This window comes from Lentzea xerophila, from assembly GCF_051094245.1.
Taxonomy (GTDB): Bacteria; Actinomycetota; Actinomycetes; order Mycobacteriales; family Pseudonocardiaceae; genus Lentzea; species Lentzea xerophila.
Genome location: NZ_CP194934.1, coordinates 7,336,237 through 7,358,070, shown reverse-complemented (window position 1 = coordinate 7,358,070; position 21,834 = coordinate 7,336,237). Strand labels below are relative to the sequence as shown.

General features: G+C 68.7%; 14 protein-coding genes and 1 rRNA gene. 8 read left to right on the top strand and 7 right to left on the bottom strand.

The genetic code is table 11. From position 1 onward, the window contains the following. Positions 1 to 54: 54 nt before the first annotated feature. Complete coding sequence (locus tag ACRSBM_RS35080) at positions 55 to 417, top strand: VOC family protein (protein WP_434450352.1); 363 nt, start codon at positions 55 to 57, stop codon at positions 415 to 417. On the opposite strand, the gene ACRSBM_RS35075 is transcribed toward ACRSBM_RS35080, so the two are convergent. Continuing rightward, positions 395 to 1,225 (bottom strand): alpha/beta fold hydrolase, encoded by an 831-nt coding sequence (locus ACRSBM_RS35075; protein ID WP_434453350.1) that lies wholly within the window; start codon positions 1,223 to 1,225, stop codon positions 395 to 397. The genes ACRSBM_RS35080 and ACRSBM_RS35075 overlap by 23 nt on opposite strands. Here ACRSBM_RS35075 and lysX point away from each other — a divergent pair. Then, positions 1,196 to 4,498 (top strand): bifunctional lysylphosphatidylglycerol synthetase/lysine--tRNA ligase LysX, encoded by a 3,303-nt coding sequence (gene lysX, locus ACRSBM_RS35070; protein ID WP_434450350.1) that lies wholly within the window; start codon positions 1,196 to 1,198, stop codon positions 4,496 to 4,498. The two genes, ACRSBM_RS35075 and lysX, sit on opposite strands and share 30 nt — an antisense overlap. A gap of 68 nt (positions 4,499 to 4,566) precedes the next feature. Beyond that, the gene (locus tag ACRSBM_RS35065; RefSeq protein WP_434450348.1) at positions 4,567 to 5,526 is read left to right on the top strand and encodes a helix-turn-helix domain-containing protein; all 960 of its coding nucleotides are present in this window, start codon (positions 4,567 to 4,569) and stop codon (positions 5,524 to 5,526) included. Between the two features lie 58 nt (positions 5,527 to 5,584). Here ACRSBM_RS35065 and ACRSBM_RS35060 read toward each other — a convergent pair whose 3' ends face one another. The 4 genes from ACRSBM_RS35060 to ACRSBM_RS35045 all read right to left on the bottom strand — a co-directional run bounded on the left by ACRSBM_RS35060 (position 5,585) and on the right by ACRSBM_RS35045 (position 9,641). Next, positions 5,585 to 5,854 carry a hypothetical protein gene (locus tag ACRSBM_RS35060; protein ID WP_434450346.1) on the bottom strand — a complete coding sequence of 90 codons (270 nt, stop codon included), beginning with the start codon at positions 5,852 to 5,854 and terminating at the stop codon, positions 5,585 to 5,587. 161 nt (positions 5,855 to 6,015) lie between these two features. Further along, positions 6,016 to 6,663 (bottom strand): response regulator, encoded by a 648-nt coding sequence (locus tag ACRSBM_RS35055; RefSeq protein WP_434450344.1) that lies wholly within the window; start codon positions 6,661 to 6,663, stop codon positions 6,016 to 6,018. A gap of 2 nt (positions 6,664 to 6,665) precedes the next feature. After that, positions 6,666 to 7,856, bottom strand: coding sequence for a sensor histidine kinase (locus ACRSBM_RS35050; protein ID WP_434450342.1), 1,191 nt, complete (start codon positions 7,854 to 7,856; stop codon positions 6,666 to 6,668). Between the two features lie 72 nt (positions 7,857 to 7,928). Beyond that, complete coding sequence (locus tag ACRSBM_RS35045; RefSeq protein WP_434450341.1) at positions 7,929 to 9,641, bottom strand: NAD+ synthase; 1,713 nt, start codon at positions 9,639 to 9,641, stop codon at positions 7,929 to 7,931. Between the two features lie 29 nt (positions 9,642 to 9,670). On the opposite strand from ACRSBM_RS35045, the gene ACRSBM_RS35040 reads away from it, so the two are divergent. Both ACRSBM_RS35040 and ACRSBM_RS35035 read left to right on the top strand, forming a co-directional pair. Beyond that, positions 9,671 to 11,233, top strand: coding sequence for an alpha/beta hydrolase (locus ACRSBM_RS35040; protein WP_434450339.1), 1,563 nt, complete (start codon positions 9,671 to 9,673; stop codon positions 11,231 to 11,233). Then, complete coding sequence (locus ACRSBM_RS35035; RefSeq protein WP_434450337.1) at positions 11,233 to 12,756, top strand: alpha/beta hydrolase; 1,524 nt, start codon at positions 11,233 to 11,235, stop codon at positions 12,754 to 12,756. Before ACRSBM_RS35040 ends, ACRSBM_RS35035 begins: the two co-directional genes overlap by 1 nt. Here ACRSBM_RS35035 and ACRSBM_RS35030 read toward each other — a convergent pair. Together ACRSBM_RS35030 and ACRSBM_RS35025 are read right to left on the bottom strand one after the other, a co-directional pair. Then, positions 12,711 to 14,225, bottom strand: a complete 1,515-nt coding sequence (locus tag ACRSBM_RS35030) for an MFS transporter (protein ID WP_434450336.1) — start codon at positions 14,223 to 14,225, stop codon at positions 12,711 to 12,713. The genes ACRSBM_RS35035 and ACRSBM_RS35030 overlap by 46 nt on opposite strands. Continuing rightward, on the bottom strand, positions 14,226 to 14,861 hold the full coding sequence (locus ACRSBM_RS35025; RefSeq protein WP_434450334.1) for an LppX_LprAFG lipoprotein: 636 nt from the start codon (positions 14,859 to 14,861) through the stop codon (positions 14,226 to 14,228). Positions 14,862 to 14,902: 41 nt separating this feature from the next. Between ACRSBM_RS35025 and ACRSBM_RS35020 the strand changes: the two genes are divergently transcribed. From ACRSBM_RS35020 to ACRSBM_RS35010, 3 genes are all read left to right on the top strand, one after another. Then, positions 14,903 to 16,246, top strand: a complete 1,344-nt coding sequence (locus ACRSBM_RS35020) for a glutamine synthetase family protein (RefSeq protein WP_434450332.1) — start codon at positions 14,903 to 14,905, stop codon at positions 16,244 to 16,246. A gap of 18 nt (positions 16,247 to 16,264) precedes the next feature. After that, the gene (locus ACRSBM_RS35015; protein ID WP_434450330.1) at positions 16,265 to 19,795 is read left to right on the top strand and encodes an FkbM family methyltransferase; all 3,531 of its coding nucleotides are present in this window, start codon (positions 16,265 to 16,267) and stop codon (positions 19,793 to 19,795) included. Positions 19,796 to 20,284: 489 nt separating this feature from the next. After that, positions 20,285 to 21,801: ribosomal RNA gene (locus ACRSBM_RS35010) — 16S ribosomal RNA — on the top strand. The last annotated feature ends 33 nt before the right edge of the window (positions 21,802 to 21,834 follow it).

Sequence of the window (21,834 nt, the reverse complement as noted above, 5' to 3'; positions counted from 1 at the left end):
CAGAGTGGCACCGTTGGCCAGAAACGGAATGCAGATGCGGTTACCGTCACATGCGTGGCAGCACGAATCACTGAACTGGTACTGGACTGCACCGATCCCGAACGCCTCGCGACCTTCTGGGCCGAAGTTCTGGGCTACGAGGTGCTCGACCGCGACGAGGTGTCGGTCGAGATCGGACCGCCGGACAAGCGCACGACCCTGCTGTTCCTGCGCAACCCCGACCGCAAGCTGCAGAAGCTCCGCCTGCACATCGACGTCAGGGCCACCGACCGCGAGCAGGACGAGGAGCTGGAGCGGCTGCTGGGCCTCGGCGCCACCCGCGCCGACATCGGTCAGGGCGACGACGTGAGCTGGTACACGCTCGCGGACCCGGAAGGCAACGAGTTCTGCCTGCTCAGCGGCCGGGCAGACCCCTGAGCACCTCCCGGACGGCCATGACCACCGCGTCCGGCCGGTCCATCTGAATCATGTGCCGGCTGCCGGGCACCGGCACGTTGCGTCCCCACGGCACGAGGGCGGCCAACGACCGGTGTTCCGGCCACACCTTCCGTCCGGCCGTGAGCACCAGGAACGGCACACGGGGAAACGGCCGGCGCGCCCGCAGCCGTTCCAGCGTCGCCACCTGGCCGGGGTACGACGCGAGCTCCCACAGCACCGCCCGCCCCACACCGGGCCGCCGGTAGACGAGTTGGACCAGGTCAGCGGGTGCCGGATCGGTGCCGCCGAGCGTGGAGGCCGCGGTCAGCAGGTTGCGCAACGCGTGGCCGTACCGCCGGGTGACGCGGGCGCCGAGCCGGCGGCTGCCGAACGCCCGCAGCCCCTGCGCGACCAGCGCGGACAGGTCGAACGGGGCTCCCGCGCCCGGCGTCTCGGTGTCCGGGTCGAGCAGCACGAGCCCGTCGACGCGGTGCGGCCGCAGCCGGGCATAGGCCTCGACGTGCAGCGCCGCCATCGAGTGCCCGACCAGGACCGCCCTGGGCACCCCGCGCAGGACCGCGTCCAGCACGGCCACCTCCCGCGCCAGCGACGGCCCGCGCCGCGCGGGACCGCTCATGCCGAGGCCCGGCCGGTCGAACACGATCACCCGCGCGAGTGGTTCGAGCAGCCGCACGGTCCGGTCCCAGTCGAACCAGGCCCCGCCCAGACCCGAGCTGAGCACGACGACGGGCCGGCCGACACGCCCGGAGGAGATGACATGCACCCTCCCCGCGGAGGAGGGGATCATGACCGACACGGGCGGACCTCGGGAGTTGACGTGACACCGGCGTGGAAGTGGAGGACGGCGGGCGCGATCGCGACCACCGTGCAGCTGGCCGGAGCGTTGTCGCTGCTCAGGGTGATCCTTCCGGAGGACAGCTGGTTCACCGACGTCGCGGACGGCATCGGGTACGTCTTCGGCCTGCCGATCGACGGCAACCTCTTCATCGCCCTGGTGTTCTTCGTGCTGGGCGCCGCCCTGCGCAGGCACAAGCGAGCGGCGCTGTGGACGCTGCTGCTCGGCCAGTTCCTGGGCCTGCTGCTGGTCGGCTTCATCATGGTCATCCTGGCCCTGGCACCTGAAGAAATCCTGGATGAGGGCGAGCAGCCGCACTGGGTGTTGCTCGGCGCCGGTGCCGGGACCTCGCTGGTGCTGGTGGTGCTGCTGTTCGCGGTGCGCGAGGCCTTCCCCGCCCGGCTCGCCCGCGGTGCCTGGCGGCAAGCGCTTGCGTCGTTCGTGCTGGGCATGATCGCGCTGGTACTGCTCGGCTGGGGGCTCACCGAGGTCTTCCCCGGCAGGCTGGTCGAGCAGACCGACAAGCTCGCGTGGGCGGCGAACCAGGCGACGGGTGAGCTCGTCCGGCTGGGACGGCTCGACATCCCCGAGGGCCCGCAGTGGCTGAGCGTCCTGCTGGGCCTGGGCGGCACGCTGATGGCGATCCGCGGGATGTACCTGTTCTTCCGCGGGGTCCGCACCCAGAACATGATCACCCCGGACCAGGAGCTGGACGTCCGCCGCCTGCTCGCGGCCGGCGGTGAGCCCGACTCGCTGGGCTACTTCGCCACCCGGCGCGACAAGAGCGTCGTGTTCGCGGCGTCCGGGCGTGCCGCGCTGACCTACCGGGTGATCGGCGGCGTGACACTGGCGTCGGCCGACCCGATCGGTGACGAGGAGGCCTGGCCGGAGGCCGTGCTGGCCTGGCTCTCCGAAGCACGCACGTACGGCTGGCTGCCGGGCGTGCTCGGCGCGTCCGAACGGGGTGCGCGGGTCTACTCCGGCGCCGGGCTGAAGGCGCTGGAGATCGGTGACGAGGCGGTTCTGGACGTCCGCGAGTTCACCCTCGCCGGTCCGGAGCGCAAGGGCCTGCGCCAGGCGGTGTCCCGCGTCGAACGCGCCGGGTACACCACCCGGGTCCGCCGGCACAGCGAGATCGCGCCGGACGAGATGACGTCCATCCTGGACCTGGCCGAGGCCTGGCGCGGCGCCGAGACCGAGCGCGGGTTCTCGATGGCGCTGGGACGCCTGGGAGATCCGAGCGACGGCCGGTGCGTGATGGTCGAGGCCTACGACGCCTCGGGCGCGTTGCGCGGCCTGCTGTCGTTCGTGCCGTGGGGCCGCCGGGGCGTGTCGCTCGACCTGATGCGGCGCGACCGGGCGGCGGAGAACGGCCTGAACGAGTACATGGTCGCCCAGCTCGCCGCGGCCGCCGGACACCTCGGCGTGCACCGGATCTCGTTGAACTTCGCGATGTTCCGCGCGGTGTTCGAGGAGGGCGAGAAGATCGGCGCGGGCCCGGTGCTGCGGGCGTGGCGGCGGGTGCTGTCGCTCGCGTCGCGGTTCTTCCAGCTGGAGTCGCTGTACCGGTCGAACGCCAAGTACCTGCCGCACTGGGAGCCGCGGTTCCTCTGCTACCAGCGCTCCCGGTCGCTGCCGCGGGTCAGCATCGCCGCCGGTGTCGCGGAGGGTTTCGTGCCGTCCCTGCGGTCACTGCGCAAACGGGCACTGCAGCAGGCGGACGTGGGCGATGGGTTCGCGTCGAAGGTCGCGGAGATCGACGCGATCCGGATCGAACCGAAGGCGGTCCGCCGTCCCGAGCAGGTCCGCGTGCGGATCGCGAAGGTCGAACGGCTGGTGGCCGCCGGGGTCGACCCGTACCCGGTCGGGTTCGCGCGCACCGATCTCCTCGCCGGCGCCCGGGAACGCTTCGGCGAGGACGTGTCGGTCACCGGACGCGTGGTGGCGCTGCGGGAGATGGGCAGGCTCTGCTTCGCGCGGCTGCGGGACTTCAGCGGCGAGATCCAGCTGATGCTGTCCGCCGACGTGCTGGGCGACGAGCTGGCGTCGTGGAAGTCCGATGTGGACTTGGGCGATCACGTCGGCGTGACCGGGCAGGTGGTCAAGTCCGACCACGGCGAGATCTCCGTGCTGGCGTCGTCGTGGGCGATGACCGCGAAGTGCCTGCACCCGTTGCCGGACAAGCGGAAGGGCCTCACCGATCCGGAGGCCCGCGTCCGCCGCCGCTACCTCGACCTGGTGATGAACTCCGACTCCGCACACCTGCTGAAGCTGCGCAGCGACGTCATCCGCAGCGTGCGCGAGTTCCTGCACTCGCACCACTACCTCGAAGTCGAGACGCCGATGCTGCAGGCGGTGCACGGCGGCGCGAACGCACGGCCGTTCGTCACGCACATCAACGCCTACGACATGCGGATGTACCTGCGGATCGCGCCGGAGCTGTACCTGAAACGCCTGTGCGTCGCGGGCGTGGACCGGGTGTTCGAGCTGAACCGCAACTTCCGCAACGAGGGCGCCGACGCCACGCACAACCCCGAGTTCACGATGCTGGAGGCCTACCAGTCCTATGCGGACTACCGCGTCATGCTGGACCTGGTGCGCACGCTGATCCAGCACGCGGCGCGCGAGGCGTTCGGTTCCGAGGTCGCGCACCGGCCGGACGGCACGTTCGACCTCTCGGGGGAGTGGCCGGTGGTTCCGGTCTACAGCGCTGTTTCCGCGGCGTTGGGGGCGGTGATCACGCCCGACACGCCCGTCGCGGACCTGCGGTCACTGCTGGCCGCGCGGGGTGTGGAGATCAACGAGGACTGGGACCACGGCCGGCTGGTGCAGGAGGCGTATGACTCGTTCGTCGAGGCCTCCACCGTCGGCCCGACCTTCTACATCGACTTCCCGACCTCGGTGTCGCCGCTGACCCGCCAGCACCGCGCCGACCCGCGGCTGGCCGAGCGGTGGGACCTGGTGGCGTTCGGCGCGGAGATCGGCACGGCCTACTCGGAGCTGACGGACCCGCTGGAGCAGCGCCGGCGGCTGGAGGCGCAGTCGCTGAAGGCCGCGTCCGGCGACGTCGAGGCGATGGAGCTGGACGAGGACTTCCTGCTGGCCCTGGAGCACGGCATGCCGCCGACGGGCGGGCTCGGGATGGGCGTCGACCGGTTGCTGATGATGCTGACCGGCACGTCGATCCGGCAGACCGTGCTCTTCCCGTTCGTCCGCCCCACCTGACGCCGGTCACTCCGAGTGATCAACTGTGACGCAGCTGTCAGGATGTGCGAAATCGCACCATGGCGGATATGCGGGAGTGGAGCCGGGTGGGCGAGCGGGTGCGTGACGCCCGGATCGGTGCCGGCCTCTCTCAGGCTGATCTCGGTACGGCACTGTCACTGGACCGGACCATGATCGCCAAGATCGAGGCGGGTACGCGCAAGGTCGACGCATTGGAGTTGACCAGGCTGGCCGCCGCTCTGAACGTGCCGCTCGACTACTTCCTGCACAGCGCACCGGCGGTGCTGTCGAGACGTGCCGAACTGAGTGAGGACACCGCGACGGACGCGGGCAGGCAGGCCCACCGTCTCGAAGCGCGGCTGGAGTCCTGGTCGCGAGACGTCCAGCAGCTCATCGAGTTCGGGAGGCTGCAGCGCAGGAGGCTGTACCGCCACGAGGGTGCTGTCGCGAACGAACACGATGCGAGGCGTGTCGCGTTGCAACTCAGGTACGACGCTGACCTGGCCTTCGAGCCGATTCACACCCTGATGGATCTCTGCGAGCACGCCGGTCAGTTCGTGCTCCTGGCCGATCTGCCAGGTGATGGCGCATCCATGGTGGTGGACGACGCCCTGGCCGTAGCGGTGGTGAGCAGGTCCGGTGATCCGGGGCGCCGGCGGGCGGCAGCGGCGCACGAACTCGGACACATGGTGCTCGGGGATCCGTACTCCAATGACATCCGAGTACACGCGTCACCGCGCGACAGGGAAGCCGTGGTCGACGCGTTCGCGGCCGAGCTGCTGCTTCCTTCCGACGTGGTGGCGAAGCTGGATGGCCGGCAGGGACTCGTCGAACTGGCGGCCAGGTACCGCACGTCCTGGTCACTGGCGACTCGTCAGGCGCAGCTGGTCGAGGTCATCGATGCCGCCGAGGCTCGGCGATGGCGGCAGCGGACACCGACCAAGGCGGAGTTGATGGACGCGTCGGCTGGGCTCCGCAGCCCGACCTCGATGCCATCCGGGTGCCCCGCAGTTATGCGAGTGGAGTGATGGAGGCGTGGAAGCGTGACCTGGTGACGTCATCACGTGCGGTCGAGCTCCTGCACGGTCAGGTGGTCGAGAGCGACCTGCCTGTCGTGCCTGACGACGAAGTCGCGCCATGAGGCGCGACAAGCCGCTGATCCTCGACACCATGTGCTTGTCGCACTTCGCCTTGATCGAACGGCTGGACGTTCTCGGCGAGCTGCTCAGCAGTCGTGCGTGCTGGACCACCGCGATCGTCAAGGAAGAGATCAGCCGCGGTGCCGAGAACCACCCGCTGCTCCGAAACGCACTCGACCTGCCGTGGCTCCAGGTAAAGGCCCTGGACGAGCTCCACGAGATCCAGCTCTTCGTGGAGTGGTCACGGAGGATCGGGCAACCTCATCGACATGCTGCGCGACAGCGGTATGAGGTTGCCCTGCACGGGGCCGGGGTTCGGCGCGTACGCGAGGAGCTATGGGCTGCTCTGACGAACGGGATCAGCAGTCGCGTCCGTCCTCAGTGGTCCAGGTACGCCAGCACGGCCTGAACGCGACGGTCACCCGAGCCGTCTTCACTGTTGAGCCCGAGCTTCAGGAACACGTTCCCGATGTGCTTGTGCACGGCCCCCGCGCTGATCACCAGACGTTCCCCGATGGCAGCGTTGGACAGCCCCTCCGCCATCAGCCCGAGAACCTCGCGCTCCCGCGGTGACAGCACGCCGAGCGCGTCGTCGGACTTGCGCCGCACCAGCAGCTGCGACACGACCTCGGGGTCGAGCGCCGTGCCGCCGTTCGCGACCCGGTGCAGCGAGTCGAGGAAGTCCGCGACCCGGCCGACGCGTTCCTTGAGCAGGTAGCCGACGCCGCCACCAGCACCGGCGAGCAGTTCGTGCGCGTAGCTCTGCTCAACCCAGGCGGAGAGCACGAGCACCGCGAGTTTCGGGTGCCTCCGGCGTGCTTCGACCGCCGCCCTCAGGCCCTCGTCGGTGAACGTCGGTGGCATCCGCACGTCGACCACGGCGATGTCCGGCTCGTGCTCGGCCACGGCGTCGAGGAAGTCGTCCGGGTTGTCGGTCGCCGCGGCGACCTCGATGCCTTCGTTGCGTAGCAACAACGTCAGCCCCTCGCGGAGCAGAGCGTCGTCTTCGGCGATCACGATGCGCATGGTCACTTCCCCACAGGTAGCACGACGGTGAGAACGGTAGGGCCACCCTCGGGACTGCTCACATCCGCGGTGCCGTCCAGCGCCGCCACCCTGCCCCGGATGCCGTCCAGCCCCGTCCCGTGCTTCTCGTCGGCGCCGCCTTTGCCGTCGTCGTGGACCACGACGGTGAGGCGGTCGGTGTCGATGCCCAGGCTGACCCACGCGTGCCTGGCGCCGCTGTGCTTGGCCACGTTCGTGAGCGCCTCGGCCACCGCGAAGTACGCGGCCGCCTCCACCGCCGCCGGCAACCGGCCCAGGTGCTCGGCCGTGAGCACGCACGGCACCGGGCACCGCGCCGCCAGCGCCTGGATCGCGCCGTCCAGCCCCAGGTCGTCCAGCACCGGCGGGTGGATGCTCCGGACGACGTTGCGGAGCTCCTCGAGCGCGTCACCCGCCGCGTCCTGCGCCCTGAGCAGCGCCTGCAACGCGTTGTCGGGGTTCTGCTTGAGCGTGCGTTCCGCGATGCCGAGCATCATGACCACGCCGACCAGCTTGTTCTGCGTGCCGTCGTGCAGGTTCCGCTCGATGCGCCGCAGCTCGGCCCCGTGCGCCTGCAGCGCGGCCGCCCGCGTGGCGACGACCTCGGCCAGCCGCTTCTCGAGCGAGGCCTTCGGTGGTGCCAGCAGCTTCCGCGCCCACCTCGCGTCCAGCTCCGCCAGCTGGGGCAACCGCGTGACGACCAACGCCAGCACGATCGCGATCGGCACGCTCAGCGACGCCTTCGCCCACGAGTCGATGAGGACGCCGAACGAGTTCTCCATCCCGCCCGGAACCGTCCACCAGAACAACGCCGCCACCGGCTGCTGCACCAGCGCACCGGGGACACCGATGGCGATCGCGCCGAACAGCGTGCCGAACAGGGCGTGCACCGCCAGCCACATGCCGTCGCGCCGGCTGTCCGGATCGGCCAGCACCCGCTGCGCGCGGTGCAGCCACGGCCCGTCGAGCGGGGGCGAGGTCGGCACCTCGACGCCGGTGAAGCGCGCCAGCCGCTGCCGGTCGAAGTCCACGACCCGCCGGATGAGCGGTGCGGTGACCGGCAGCAACGGCAGGATCACGACCGACAGCAGCAGCACGCCCAGCGCGAGCCACGACGCGATGGCCGTCAGGAGCCCGGTCGCCAGGTAGACCAGCGCCGCCCAGATCCGTTTCATGGTGAGAAACGTAGCTGGCACGCCGACGTCCGCGCGGTGGAGCAGGCTCCACTCCTGCAGGTGGAGCGGGGGTCAGCCCTCGCGCCATCCGCTCGTGATCGGCAACCGCCGGTCCCGCCCGAACGCCTTGTTCGAGATCTTCGTGCCCGGCGGGTACTGCCGCCGCTTGTACTCAGCCTTGTCCACCATCCGCAGCACGCGGTCCACCAGCTCCGGCGCGTGCCCGGCGGCCAGCAGGGCGTCGTACCCGTGGTCGCAGTGGACGTAGTCGTCCAGCAAGGCGTCGAGGATCTCGTAGTCCGGCAGCGAGTCGCTGTCCACCTGACCGGGCCGCAGCTCGGCCGACGGCGGCTTGGAGATCGAGTTCTCCGGGATGGGCGGCACCTCGCCGCGCTTCTCCGCCTCGGCGTTGCGCCACCGGGCGAGGTCCCAGACCAGCGTCTTCAGCACGTCCTTGATCGGCGCGTACCCGCCGACCGCGTCGCCGTAGATCGTCGAGTACCCGACGGCGAGCTCGGACTTGTTGCCGGTCGCGAGGACCAGGTGGCCGTGCTGGTTGGACAGCGCCATCAGCAGCATCCCCCGGCACCGGGCCTGGATGTTCTCCTCGGCCAGACCGGTCAGCTTGAGCTGCGAGACGTACACGTCGACCATCTCGCCGATCGGCTCGGTGGTGAAGTGCAGGCCGGTCCGCGCGGCCATGTCCGAGGCGTCCGAACGCGAGTGCTCGGACGAGTAGGACGACGGCATCGAGACGCCGTACACCGAGTCGGCGCCGAGCGCGTCCACGGCCAGTGCGGCCACAACGGCCGAGTCGATGCCACCGGACAGACCGAGCACAACGGACCGGAACCCGTTCTTGTGCACGTAGTCACGCAGGCCGGTCACCAGCGCGTGCCACACCTCGGCCTCGTCGGACAGCGGCTCGAACACGCGCGGCGCGGGCAGCGGTTCGTAGGCCGGAAAAGCGTCGGAGAGGAACACGCGGCGCACGTAGAAGTCGCCGATCTGGCCCTGCTCGTACTCGCGGCCACCCGGCACGTCGAAGTCCACGAGCATCAGGTGCTCGACGAACTGCGGCGCGCGCCCGACCAGCTGGCCGTCGGCGCCCACCACCAGCGAGTCACCGTCGAACACCAGCTCGTCCTGGCCGCCGACCAGGTTGCAGTAGGCGAGCGGCGCGCGGGCCTCGGCCGCGCGGCGGACCACCAGCGGCAGCCGCTGGTCGTCCTTCTTGCGCTCGTACGGCGAAGCGTTCGGCGAGACCACGACGTCGACGCCGGCGTCGCCGAGCGCGGTGATCGGGCCGCCGTCCTGCCACAGGTCCTCGCAGATCACCATGCCGACCTCGACACCGTTGATCCGCACGATGTCCAGCGACGAACCGGGCTTGAAGTACCGGCGCTCGTCGAACACGCCGTAGTTCGGCAGGTGGTGCTTGCTCTGCCGCGCCACGACACGCCCGCCGTGCAGCACGGCGGCGGCGTTGCGCGGGCCCACGGAGTCGTGCTCCAGGTACCCGACGACGGCGGCGACGTCACCGAGGCCGGCCGACTCCAGGGACCCGGCCAGCGCCTCGAGCGCCTCGGCGGACGCCCGCGCGAACGACGTGCGGATCGCCAGGTCCTCGACCGGGTAGCCGGTCAGCACCATCTCGGGGAACACCACGAGGTGCGCGCCGCCTTCACGGGCCTTGCGCGTCCACTCCACGACCAACGACGCGTTGCCCCCGAGGTCGCCGACAGTGGCGTTGACCTGGGCTAGCGCGATCCGAAGCTGCGGCATGCCCTCATCATCTCCCATACCATCGAGCTGTGGTCCGTCTCTTGAGCGTGTTGCTCGTCATTCCGCTGCTCGCGTCGTGCACGTCGATCATCGAGGGGACGGCCAAGTCGGGCGTGTCCTTCGAGAAGACCGGTCCGGCCGGGGTCGTCCCCGCCGGTTTGGAGGAGTTCTACGGCCAGCAGCTCGCCTGGGAGAACTGCGCTCCCTACGCCACGACGGGGTCGAGCAGGCAGGCGTACGGCACGAAGCGCGACGTCGAATGCACCCGTCTGAGGGTTCCCCTCGACTACACGAAGCCAACCGGTGACACGATCACGATCGGCGTGCTCAGGTACAAGGCGACCGGCCAGAAGATCGGGTCGCTGCTGACCAACCCCGGCGGTCCCGGCGCGTCCGGCATGGCGTCGGCCGCCGGAATGATCACGGAGTACCGCAAGACGGAGCTCGCGGCGAGGTTCGACCTCATCGGGTTCGACCCGCGGGGCGTCGGCGCGAGCGAACCGGCGGTCCACTGCCTCACCGGACCGGAGCGCGACGCCGAGCGCCTGGACCTCGACATCGACACCAGCCCGGCCGGAATCGCCCAAACGGAGCAAGAGAACAGGGCGTATGCCGAGAAGTGTGCCGCCGGGACAAAATTCGGGGCGGCAATGCTCGCCAACTTGGGCACGCGGGACGTAGTTAAGGACATGGATGTCCTTCGCTCTGCGCTCGGCGACGCGAAGCTGAGCTACGTCGGCTACTCGTACGGCACCCGCATAGGTACCGAGTACGCCGAGACCTTCCCCCAGAACGTGCGCGCGCTCATCCTCGACGGAGCCGTCGACCCGACCCAGGACCAGCTCGCGTCGCTGGTCGCCCAGGCCGCCGGCTTCCAGAAGGCGTTCGACGAGTTCGTCAAGTGGTGCCGGGCGAAGAACGACTGCCCGCTCGGCGACGACGCCAACGCAAGCTTCCGGCAGCTCACGACCCCGTTGATCCAGAAACCGGTCGACGTCGGCAACCGCAAGCTGTCCTACAACGACGCCATCACCGCGGCGATCCAGGCGATGTACTCGGAACAGCTGTGGCCGATCCTGCTGGGAGGCCTCAAGGAGCTGAAGGAGGGCAAGGGCACCAGGCTGCTGGCCCTCGCCGACGCGTACTTCGACCGTGACGAGCAGGGCCAGTACTCGACCATCACCGACGCGTTCAACGCCGTGCACTGCGTCGACGACCCCCGGCTGACGGACAAGAACGCCCTGCTGGAGACCGCGAAGCAGTACAAGGCGGCGGCGCCGTTCCTCGACGACGGCAACCCGCCGGGTGCCGCCCTCGACTCGTGCGCGTTCTGGCCCGCCCCGGTGTCCGCGAGCCCCGAGCCACCCAAGGCGCAGGGCATCCCGCCGCTGCTGGTCATCTCCACGACGGGTGACCCGGCCACGCCGTACGAGGCCGGCGTGAACCTGGCCAAAGCGCTCAACTCGCGGCTGCTCACCTTCGAAGGCGTCCAGCACACGATCTTCCTGCAGGGCGACCGGTGCGTGGATGAGGCCGGCGTGAAGTACCTGATCGACCAGACGTTGCCCGCCGACGGAACCCGGTGCGCCTAATGACGAAGAGGCGATCCCGAGTCACCGCGGCCCTGTTCGCCTTGATCGTCGTGCTCAGCACGTCCACGTCCTACGCGCGCATCGACGGCAAGCCGGTCGCGGGGCGTAAGGGCATCGAGCGCTTCTACTCGCAGGTGTTGTCGTGGGGCGCGTGCCAGCCCTACGCGACCGACGCGAAGAGCAAGGGCCTGTTCGAGCGCGAGGGCATCCAGTGCGCGCGCCTGCAGGTCCCGCTCGACTACGCGAAGCCGGACGCGGGGACGATCACGGTCGGACTGTTACGCCGGCCCGCCGCCGAGAAGGAGCGGAGGGTCGGCTCTCTCGTGGTGAACCCCGGCGGTCCGGGAGGCTCGGGCATGGCGCACGTCGCGAACATGCAGCCGGGCAACCCGGTCGGCAAGCGGTTCGACGTCGTCGGCTTCGATCCGCGCGGCGTCGGGGCGAGCCAGCCCCGCGTCCAGTGCCTGACCGACGCCGAACGCGATGCGCAACGCCTGCGTCCCAAGGGCGAGAGCGCGAACCAGACCGAACAGGAGAACAAGTTCTTCGTCGACCGGTGCACCGAACGCAGCGGCATCGACCTGCTGCGCAACGTCGGCACCCGTGACGTCGTGCGGGACGTCGACGTGCTGCGCGCCGCGTTGGGGGAGAAGAAGCTGAGCTACCTCGGCTACTCCTACGGCACGCGCATCGGCACCTTGTACGCCGAGATGTTCCCCCGCAACGTGCGCGCGATGGTGCTCGACGGCGCGGTGGAGGTCGACGGCGACAAGGTGGCCGCGTCGGCACGTCAGGCGCAGGGCTTCGAGGAGTCGTTCCAGCGGTTCGCCGGCTGGTGCGCCCAGCGCGACTGTCCCATCGGGACGGACACGGCGGCCGCCGAGTCGAAGTTCCGGCAGATGATCGAACCGCTGAAGAAGACCCCGTTGCAGGTGGGCGAGCGCAAGCTGTCCCACTCGGACGCGAACACCGCGATCATCCAGGCGATGTACACGGACCGGTTGTGGGAGACCGCTCTCAAGGGCCTCCAGGAACTGAAGCAGAACAACGGCACCACCCTGCTGCAGCTCGCCGACCAGTACCTCGGCCGCGCCCAGGACGGCACCTACAGCCGCATCCAGGACGCGTTCGTGGCGATCCGCTGCGTCGACGAACCACCGGTCAAGGACCGCGCCACGCTGGAGTCCAACCGTCGGAGGCTGTTGGAACTCCTGGGCAACGACACGATTCCCAGCGACGAGACCGCGCTCGGCCCGTGCGCGTTCTGGCCGGCCCCGCACACGTCCGAACCGCATCCGCCGAACGTGAACGGGCTGCCGCAGGTGCTGGTGATCTCGACGACCGGCGACCCGGCGACGCCCTACCAGTCCGGCGTGGACCTCGCGCAGGCGCTCGGGGCGCGTTTGCTGACGTACAACGGAAACCAGCACACGGCGTTCCTCGCGGGCATCGGCTGCGTGGACGGCGTGGGCACGAACTACCTGGTGGACCTGAGACTGCCCGAAACGGACTCGGTCTGCTGACGCTTGCCGGGCAGGAAGACCGACCCCAGCGCTCCTAGTGCGCAGATCACCGCCGTAATCAGGAAGATCTCGTGGTACTCGGTGAGCAGCGCCTCGGTGAGCCCGCGCTGGTACTCGGCCATCTGCCGCTGGAACTCAGCGGGTTCGACGCCGAACGGCAGCGGCGTGTTCAGGTCTGCCGTGAGCTCGCGGAACCGGTGGAGTCCCCACGCGGACAACGCCGCCACACCCACGAGCATGCCCGTCATGCGCGCGACGACGACGAACGCCGACGCCACGCCGTGACGCACAGCAGGCACCACCCGCAGCACAGCACCGGACAACGGCGCGATGACCAGGCCCAGCCCGAAACCGGCGATGGCCAGGTCACGCGTGAGCACCAACCCGCTGACGTCAGCGGGCCACCGCGCGATGAACACGTACGACACCGACGCGATCGCGAGACCGCCGAAGGACACCCACCGGTCGCCGATCCGGGCAGCGAGGAACCCGCCCAGGACGGCACCGATCGGCAACGCGACCAGGAAGCGGGTGAGCAGCGTCGCCGCCGCCGCGGAGTCGTGGCGCAACACGGTCTGCGCGAACAGCTCCACGTCGACCAGCGTCACCATCAGCGCGGCACCGGCGGCGAGCGACACCCCGAGCACGGCCCAGAACGGCCGCCACCGCACGCCTTCGGGATCGATGAGTCGCACAGCAGCACGGCGTTCCCACAAGAAGAAGGCGCTCAGCACCACGAAAGCCGCTGCCAGCACCGGCCAGCCCCACGACGGCAGCACCGACTCGGCGGGCTTCGGGTTGTAGAGAGCCACCACCAGCAACGACAACGCGAGAGCGAGCAGCACCCCGCCCACGACGTCGACGCGCACCTCACGCCGTGTGTTCGGCACGGTCCGTTGCACGATCACCATCGCGATGACCGCCAACGGGATGTTCACCCAGAAAATCCACCGCCAGCTCTGCGGCTCCCACGCCTCGAACAACGGCAACGCGTTGAACAGCGTCGCCACTGCGATGCCGTACAGCGTGCCGAGCACCGACCCCAGTTCCTGGGCAGCACCCACCGCTCCCAAAGCGGTGGATCGCCGATGCTCTTCCCACAGGTCAGCGACCAGCGCCATCGTGACCGGCAGCAACGCGCCACCGGCGAGACCCTGCACGACGCGGCCCACGACCAGCAGCGGCACGTCCGCGGCCAGCGCCGTGACCACCGAGCCCACCAGGAACCCGAGCAGCGACACCTGCAGCACGAACCGCCGCCCCAGCCGGTCCGACAGCTGCCCGAGCAACGGCATGCCCGCCACGTACCCGAGCAGGTACCCGGTGACGATCGGCGTGGCCTGCTCCAGCTCGTTCACCGCGATGCCGAGATCGCGCACCATGTCCGTGAGGACACCGACGACGACGTACGCGTCGAGTGCCCCCAGCAACACCGCCGCGCCGGACGCGGCGAGGGCGACCTTTCTCATCTACGCGGGCGCCGTGACCGTGACGGGCTGGTCGAAGTCGGTCAGCCCGATGTCGACCTTCTGACCGCCCGGCAGCTCGAACAGCGCGCTCTTGAGCTTGTTGTCCGTGCCGATCGAGAACGTCGACTTCACGTCGGCGGAGATGCCCGGCACCAGCCCGGCCGCCACGTCCTTCGGCACCGTCGCCTCGACCACCGACACGTCACCGGACGACTTCGTCTTCGCGTCCCTGGCCGAGGACAGGACCTTCGCCACGCCCTTGTCGGGGTTCAGGATCGCGGACGGGTCGTACACCTGGCCCGCGAACGCCGCCGGTAGCTTGGTATACCCGCCGGTCGGGCCCTTGAAGTGCAGGTTTCCGCCGGTCAGCACGTACTCGACGGCCAGCAGCTGCCCACCGAACGTGACCTTCGCGGTGCCCTTCGAGTCACCGGCGGAGGTCAGGTCGCCGTCGGCCTCCTTCACTGGCACGTCCGGGAGCTCACCGTCGACCTTGATGGTGAAGTGGACGCTCTTGACCGAGCGCATGGACTCGGCCGACTGGGAGAGCAAAGTCGCACCATCGGGGAGATCTCCACCGGACGTGCAGCTCGTGAGCAGGGCGAGTGCGCAAACCAACAACCAACGGGCGGACATGCGTTGATCGTAGAGAGTCCGAAGCCCTTAAGCTGCGCTCTATGGACCGCCAGCAGGAGTTCGTGCTCCGCACGCTCGAGGAACGCGACATCCGGTTCGTCCGGCTCTGGTTCACCGACGTCCTGGGCTTCCTGAAGTCCGTGGCGGTCGCGCCGGCCGAGCTCGAGGGTGCCTTCAGCGAGGGCATCGGGTTCGACGGCTCGGCGATCGAGGGCTTCGCCCGCGTCTACGAGTCGGACATGGTCGCGAAGCCGGACCCCGCCACGTTCCAGGTGCTGCCCTGGCAGACACCCGAGGGCACGAACTACTCCGCGCGCATGTTCTGCGACATCACCATGCCGGACGGCTCCCCGTCGTGGGCCGACCCGCGCCACGTGCTGCGCAGGACCCTGTCGAAGGCCAGCGAGGCCGGGTTCACCTGCTACGTGCACCCCGAGATCGAGTTCTTCCTGCTCAAGGACCTGCCCGGCGACGGCAGCGAGCCGATCCCCGCCGACAACGGCGGGTTCTTCGACCAGACCTCGCACGAGACCGCCACGCACTTCCGCCGCCACGCCATCGAGGCGCTGGAGGCCATGGGCATCTCCGTCGAGTTCAGCCACCACGAGGGCGCGCCCGGCCAGCAGGAGATCGACCTGCGCTACGCCGACGCCCTGACCATGGCGGACAACGTCATGACGTTCCGCTACGTGGTGAAGGAGGTCGCGATCACACAGGGCGTGCGCGCCTCGTTCATGCCCAAGCCGTTCTCCGACCAGCCGGGCTCGGGCATGCACACGCACTTCTCGCTGTTCGAGGGCGACCGCAACGCGTTCTACGACGAGGAAGACCCGTTCCAGCTCTCCGACATCGGCAAGCAGTTCGTCGCGGGCATCCTCAAGCACGCGCGCGAGATCTCCGGCGTCACGAACCAGTGGGTGAACTCCTACAAGCGGCTGATCGTCGGCGGTGAGGCACCCACGGCCGTGTGCTGGGGTCACGCGAACCGCTCCGCACTGGTCCGTGTGCCGATGTACTCGCCGGGCAAGTCGTCGTCACGCCGCGTCGAGGTCCGCTCGCTGGACTCCGCGTGCAACCCGTACCTGGCCTACTCGGTGGTCCTCGCCGCCGGCCTGCGGGGCATCGAGAAGGGCTACGAGCTGCCGCCGCCCGCCGAGGACGACGTGTGGTCGCTGACGGACCGCGAGCGGCGTGCGGCGGGGTATGCGAACCTGCCGCAGAACCTCGGTGAGGCGCTCGCCGAGATGGAGAACTCGGAACTGCTCCCCGAGGCGCTGGGCGAGCACGTCTACGACTTCTTCCTGCGCAACAAGAGGACGGAGTGGGACGCGTACCGTCGTAGCGTCACCCCGTACGAGTTGCGCACACTTCTTCCCATGCTGTGAGGCAGACACGTGCTCTCCGTGACTGACGTACCCGAGTTCCAGCCGACGATCTGTGCGTGCACGGTCGCCACGGCGGCGGAACTGCCCGCGGTCAAGGTCCTGTCCAGCTCGTTCCTCGCGGAGCACCCCGAGGGCCGGTTCATCGCGCTGGTCGTCGACGCGCAGCCGGAGCACGCGGGACCCGGGCTGATCACGCCGCTGGAGATCGGCGTGTCCGAGCTCGAGCTGCACGTGCTCGCGACCTCGCTGGACGCTGATGGCCTGAAGGCCGCGATGGTGCCGCGGCTGCTGGAGGCGCTGCTGTCGCAGGGCATGCCCGTGCTGTACCTCGACCCGTGGGTCCAGGTGTTCGGGTCGTTGACGAAGCTCGTGCTGGAGGCGTTGCGCACCGCACCGGTCGTGCTGCTGCCACGCACGTTACGGCCGTTGGCGTCCGACGGCCTGCAGCCCGGCCCCTCCGACCTGCACGACCAGGGCGCGTTCGACCCCGGTTTCATCGCGGTCGGCGCGGGCTCCGAGCCCTACCTGGGTTCGTTGACCATGCCGGCGATCGTGCCGCATCACGTCGTACGTGACGCACGGGTCGGGTTGTCCGTGTGGAACGTTGCCGACCGGCCGCTGCACCGCACCGAGTCCGGGTCTCTGGCCGTCGTCGGACAGGACCTGCTGACCGTGCACTTCCGCGGGTTCGACCCGCGCCGGCCGTGGCTGCTGTCCGCCGATTTCGCGGAACGCCCCCGCGTGCTGCTCTCGGAGTACCCCGAGGTCGCCGAGCTCTGCCAGGCCTACCGCGCCGAACTGGTCCGGACCGGCTGGTCCGTGGCGCCGGTGCCGTACCGCTTCGACTCGCTGATCGACGGCACCTCGATCCCGTCCGAACTGCGCGCCGACTACCGGGCCGCCGAGCCGGCGCCACCGCCGGCGTTCGGTGAGGACGGCGGTGGCGGGTTCCTCATGTGGGCGTGCGAGCAGACCGAGACCGGCGGCACGCGCTGGGCCGACGCGGTGTGGCGCGCCGACGCGTCGCTGCGGCAGCAGTTCCCCGCGCCGTCCGGTGCGGACGCCGACGCCTGGCGCGAGTGGTGTGCCGGAGTCGGCGTGGCGTCCGGACGCCTGCCGGCACCCGCCGTGCCGCAGCCCCGGTCGGAAGGCCCGGCGCTGCTCGACCAGCTCGGCGTGTCCGTCGTGGGATCGGGACCGGTGGCGGAGCTGATGCTCGCCGCGGCCCGTGCGTCCGGACTGCCGGTGTCGACTTCCGCCGGTTATCCCGTCGTGGTGCGTGCCTCTTCTTCGGACGAGGTGCCAGCCGGACGGTTCGTCGTCGACGTCGCGTTGGACGCCACCGCCGCGGACGACCGCACGGGCGTGAACGAGCTTTGGCTCTCGTCAGACGTGTCACGTGCCGCCGCTGAACGCATCGGCGGACCCATCGTGCGTGTGGTGCCCGTGCCGGTGCACGACGTCGGTGAGCGTGAGCACTCGGCCGGCGACGTGGTGGTGTTCGCGGCGATCGCGGACCACGGGCTGGACCGGCCGGGCAACGTCCTAGGTGCGGTGTCGGCGTTCCTGAGCGCGTTCCCGGACCGGACGGACGTCGAGCTGCGGATCGCGGTGTCCGGCGCGCACGAGCATCCCGAGGCCGCCGAGCGGTTGCGCCTGGCCACCGCCTCCGACCAGCGGATTTCCCTGGTCGAGGACACTGACGTGTGCCTGACCGCCGACGCTGTGGTGTCGCTGCACCGCGGCGGGGCGGACGACCGGATCGCGCTGCGCCTGGCCGAGCTGGCGGTGCGGGGAGTCCCGATCGTGGCGTCCGACCACGGCGCCGTTGCCGAGCTGTTCGGCAAGACGGCTGTTCTCGTGCCGTGTCACCAGGGTGCCGAACCGGATGTGCAGGCGGCCTCGCGGTTGCTGCGCTCGTTGGCCGATGACCTGCCCACGGCCGTAGCGCTGGGTGCGGCCGGACGTGAGCACGTCCTGTCCGTGCGCTCGGTCTCGCGCGTTGGCGAGATTCTGCGCGAACGCGTCGAGCACGCGTACCGCGGATGGCGGGCACGCCGTCCGAAGCCGAAGTCCGAGGTCGACCCGATGCTCGCCCTGCAGTCGGCCAAGCACGCGTTGCTGCGGCAGCCGACCGTGGACGGCCCTCATCGGACACCGATGGCACCCGCGCTGCGCAAGGTCGTCCTGCGCGCGTTGGACCACTACGACAACCACATGCGCCAGGTGCTGCACACCCTGATCGACGGGGTCGAGCGCACGGTGTCCGAGCTGGTCAACCGGCAGGACGCGCTGAAGGCCGGCGTCGGCGCGGGCGAGCTCGAGCTGCTGCGCGCCGAGGTCGAGCAGGTCGCGGAACGGCAGGCGCACTTCGGCGACCAGCTGGTCGGCGTCGACGACGGGGTCGTGCGCGTGCGCGCGGACATGGCCGGTCAGGGCCGCCGGCTGCGGGACATCGAGGACGCGGTGGTCGCCGAGGCGGCCAAGCGCGCGAAGTCGGACGAGGTGCTGGCCGAGCGGATCGACAAGCTGACCGTCGCCCTGGACCGGACCCTGGACCGCATCGACTCGCTGGAGTCGAAGGTCGTCGAGGTGTTCCGCGAGCGCGACACGCGGCTGGACGTCGCGATCCGTGCGGCCAGTCACGCCCAGCGGACCGCGGACGCGTTGCGCCGCGTGGTGGTGCGTCAGCACGAGGCCGCGGGTGACGCGCCTGAAGTGCGTTCGTCGTTGGTGTTGTGCGACGCGGGCATGTTGCGGCTGCCCTCCGACGATGCGTTCATGCTTCCGCTGTTGTCGTCCAACGGCGTGTGGGAGCCGGACCTCGCGGAAGCGCTCGACTCCGTGCTGGAGCCGGACGGGATCTTCCTCGACGTCGGCGCGTACGTCGGTTACCACTCGATTCGTGTGTTGTCGCGGATCGGGCTGATGGGCGCCGTTGTCGCCGTTGAACCGGATGCGTCGGCAGCCGCCCTGCTGAGGCACAACGTCTCGGCGAACCTGCCCGCCGCCGTCGCGTCCCGGCTGACCGTGGTCGACGGCGCGGCGTGGGAGAGCACGGGGGAGCTCGCCGTCTCGCCGACGCTGACCGGTGGTGTGTCGGTGTCGCCGCTGGCCGCCGACGCCCCGGACGACGTGGCCCGCGTTCGGGCGGTGCGCCTGGACAAGGAGCTCGAAGAGATCGCCTTGGTGCAGGGCATGAAGCTTTCCGTCGTGCGGGTCGACACGCCTGGACGTGGGCACCGCGCTCTCGCGGGTCTCGTACGGCTGTTGCGTCGCGACCGGCCGCACGTGTTCCTGGAGTTCTCGGCAACGGCCACGGCCGACTTCGGTGACGATCCGGTGACGGTCCTCAAGGAGTTCGGCGTCTGGGGCTACGACCTGGTGCCGGTGGCGACCCGTCAGGCCGCCGCGCCGGACCAGATCGTGCGGGCGATGGAGGGTCTTCGTTCCATCACGCTGTGGCTCCGTCCGCGTCCGGTTGGGGCCAAGCCGGCTGCTCCGACGCCGTCCGTGCCGATCAAGCAGCCCGCTGACCAGGCGATTTGACTTTGATCCTCCCCGTGAGTAACTTTCTCCAGGTCGCAAGCGAGACCCCGGAACGAGCGGTTGACACCGCGGATCGGGCCGGGTAAAGTCTCACGGCGTCAAACCCCCAGAAGTAAATGAACGGCCTACCGTGCTGTCCGGGATCTGAAAACGACCCCGATTTGACACCGGAAAAGCCACTCAGATAACTTCTGAACCAAGCAAAAACTGAATGCGAAGCGAGTTTGCGCGGAGCCAAAGAAGCCGAAACGGCTGATTTGACAAAGCGAAAACGAACTAGCTAAGCTACAGAAGCAAGAAACACAGTCACAAGCCCCGAGAGAAAGCCTCCGAAAACGGAGACTGGAACCGGTGAGCGCGTGTTCTTTGAGAACTCAACAGCGTGCCGAAACACAGCCAGTAATATGAATACCCCTCGTCGGGGTATTCCTTTGAGATGAAATACCAGATTGCCAGACATATTCCGTCTGGAGCGATCAAACACAATCCTTATTGGAGAGTTTGATCCTGGCTCAGGACGAACGCTGGCGGCGTGCTTAACACATGCAAGTCGAGCGGTAAGGCCCTTCGGGGTACACGAGCGGCGAACGGGTGAGTAACACGTGGGTAACCTGCCCTGTACTCTGGGATAAGCCTTGGAAACGAGGTCTAATACCGGATACGACCTTCTACTGCATGGTGGAGGGTGGAAAGTTCCGGCGGTATGGGATGGACCCGCGGCCTATCAGCTTGTTGGTGGGGTAATGGCCTACCAAGGCGACGACGGGTAGCCGGCCTGAGAGGGTGACCGGCCACACTGGGACTGAGACACGGCCCAGACTCCTACGGGAGGCAGCAGTGGGGAATATTGCACAATGGGCGAAAGCCTGATGCAGCGACGCCGCGTGAGGGATGACGGCCTTCGGGTTGTAAACCTCTTTCAGCAGGGACGAAGCGCAAGTGACGGTACCTGCAGAAGAAGCACCGGCTAACTACGTGCCAGCAGCCGCGGTAATACGTAGGGTGCGAGCGTTGTCCGGATTTATTGGGCGTAAAGAGCTCGTAGGCGGTTTGTCGCGTCGGCCGTGAAAACTTGGGGCTTAACCCCAAGCCTGCGGTCGATACGGGCAGACTTGAGTTCGGCAGGGGAGACTGGAATTCCTGGTGTAGCGGTGAAATGCGCAGATATCAGGAGGAACACCGGTGGCGAAGGCGGGTCTCTGGGCCGACACTGACGCTGAGGAGCGAAAGCGTGGGGAGCGAACAGGATTAGATACCCTGGTAGTCCACGCCGTAAACGGTGGGTGCTAGGTGTGGGGGGCTTCCACGCCCTCTGTGCCGCAGCTAACGCATTAAGCACCCCGCCTGGGGAGTACGGCCGCAAGGCTAAAACTCAAAGGAATTGACGGGGGCCCGCACAAGCGGCGGAGCATGTGGATTAATTCGATGCAACGCGAAGAACCTTACCTGGGCTTGACATGGACTAGAAAGCTCTAGAGATAGAGCCTCCCTTGTGGCTGGTTCACAGGTGGTGCATGGCTGTCGTCAGCTCGTGTCGTGAGATGTTGGGTTAAGTCCCGCAACGAGCGCAACCCTCGTTCCATGTTGCCAGCGGGTAATGCCGGGGACTCATGGGAGACTGCCGGGGTCAACTCGGAGGAAGGTGGGGATGACGTCAAGTCATCATGCCCCTTATGTCCAGGGCTTCACACATGCTACAATGGCCGGTACAAAGGGCTGCTAAGCCGTGAGGTGGAGCGAATCCCATAAAGCCGGTCTCAGTTCGGATCGGGGTCTGCAACTCGACCCCGTGAAGTCGGAGTCGCTAGTAATCGCAGATCAGCAACGCTGCGGTGAATACGTTCCCGGGCCTTGTACACACCGCCCGTCACGTCACGAAAGTCGGTAACACCCGAAGCCCGTGGCTCAACCCGCAAGGGGGAGAGCGGTCGAAGGTGGGACTGGCGATTGGGACGAAGTCGTAACAAGGTAGCCGTACCGGAAGGTGCGGCTGGATCACCTCCTTTCTAAGGAGCATCTACCGATGACCTTGGGCGAAT

Excerpts from the sequence above, each read along its gene's own strand:
- lysX (WP_434450350.1), top strand. The coding sequence starts at position 1,196 with ATGCACCCTCCCCGCGGAGGAGGGGATCATGACCGACACGGGCGGACC.
- ACRSBM_RS35075 (WP_434453350.1), bottom strand. The coding sequence starts at position 1,225 with ATGATCCCCTCCTCCGCGGGGAGGGTGCATGTCATCTCCTCCGGGCGT.
- ACRSBM_RS35065 (WP_434450348.1), top strand. The coding sequence starts at position 4,567 with ATGCGGGAGTGGAGCCGGGTGGGCGAGCGGGTGCGTGACGCCCGGATC.
- ACRSBM_RS35055 (WP_434450344.1), bottom strand. The coding sequence starts at position 6,663 with ATGCGCATCGTGATCGCCGAAGACGACGCTCTGCTCCGCGAGGGGCTG.
- ACRSBM_RS35050 (WP_434450342.1), bottom strand. The coding sequence starts at position 7,856 with ATGAAACGGATCTGGGCGGCGCTGGTCTACCTGGCGACCGGGCTCCTG.
- ACRSBM_RS35045 (WP_434450341.1), bottom strand. The coding sequence starts at position 9,641 with ATGCCGCAGCTTCGGATCGCGCTAGCCCAGGTCAACGCCACTGTCGGC.
- ACRSBM_RS35035 (WP_434450337.1), top strand. The coding sequence starts at position 11,233 with ATGACGAAGAGGCGATCCCGAGTCACCGCGGCCCTGTTCGCCTTGATC.
- ACRSBM_RS35030 (WP_434450336.1), bottom strand. The coding sequence starts at position 14,225 with ATGAGAAAGGTCGCCCTCGCCGCGTCCGGCGCGGCGGTGTTGCTGGGG.
- ACRSBM_RS35025 (WP_434450334.1), bottom strand. The coding sequence starts at position 14,861 with ATGTCCGCCCGTTGGTTGTTGGTTTGCGCACTCGCCCTGCTCACGAGC.
- ACRSBM_RS35020 (WP_434450332.1), top strand. The coding sequence starts at position 14,903 with ATGGACCGCCAGCAGGAGTTCGTGCTCCGCACGCTCGAGGAACGCGAC.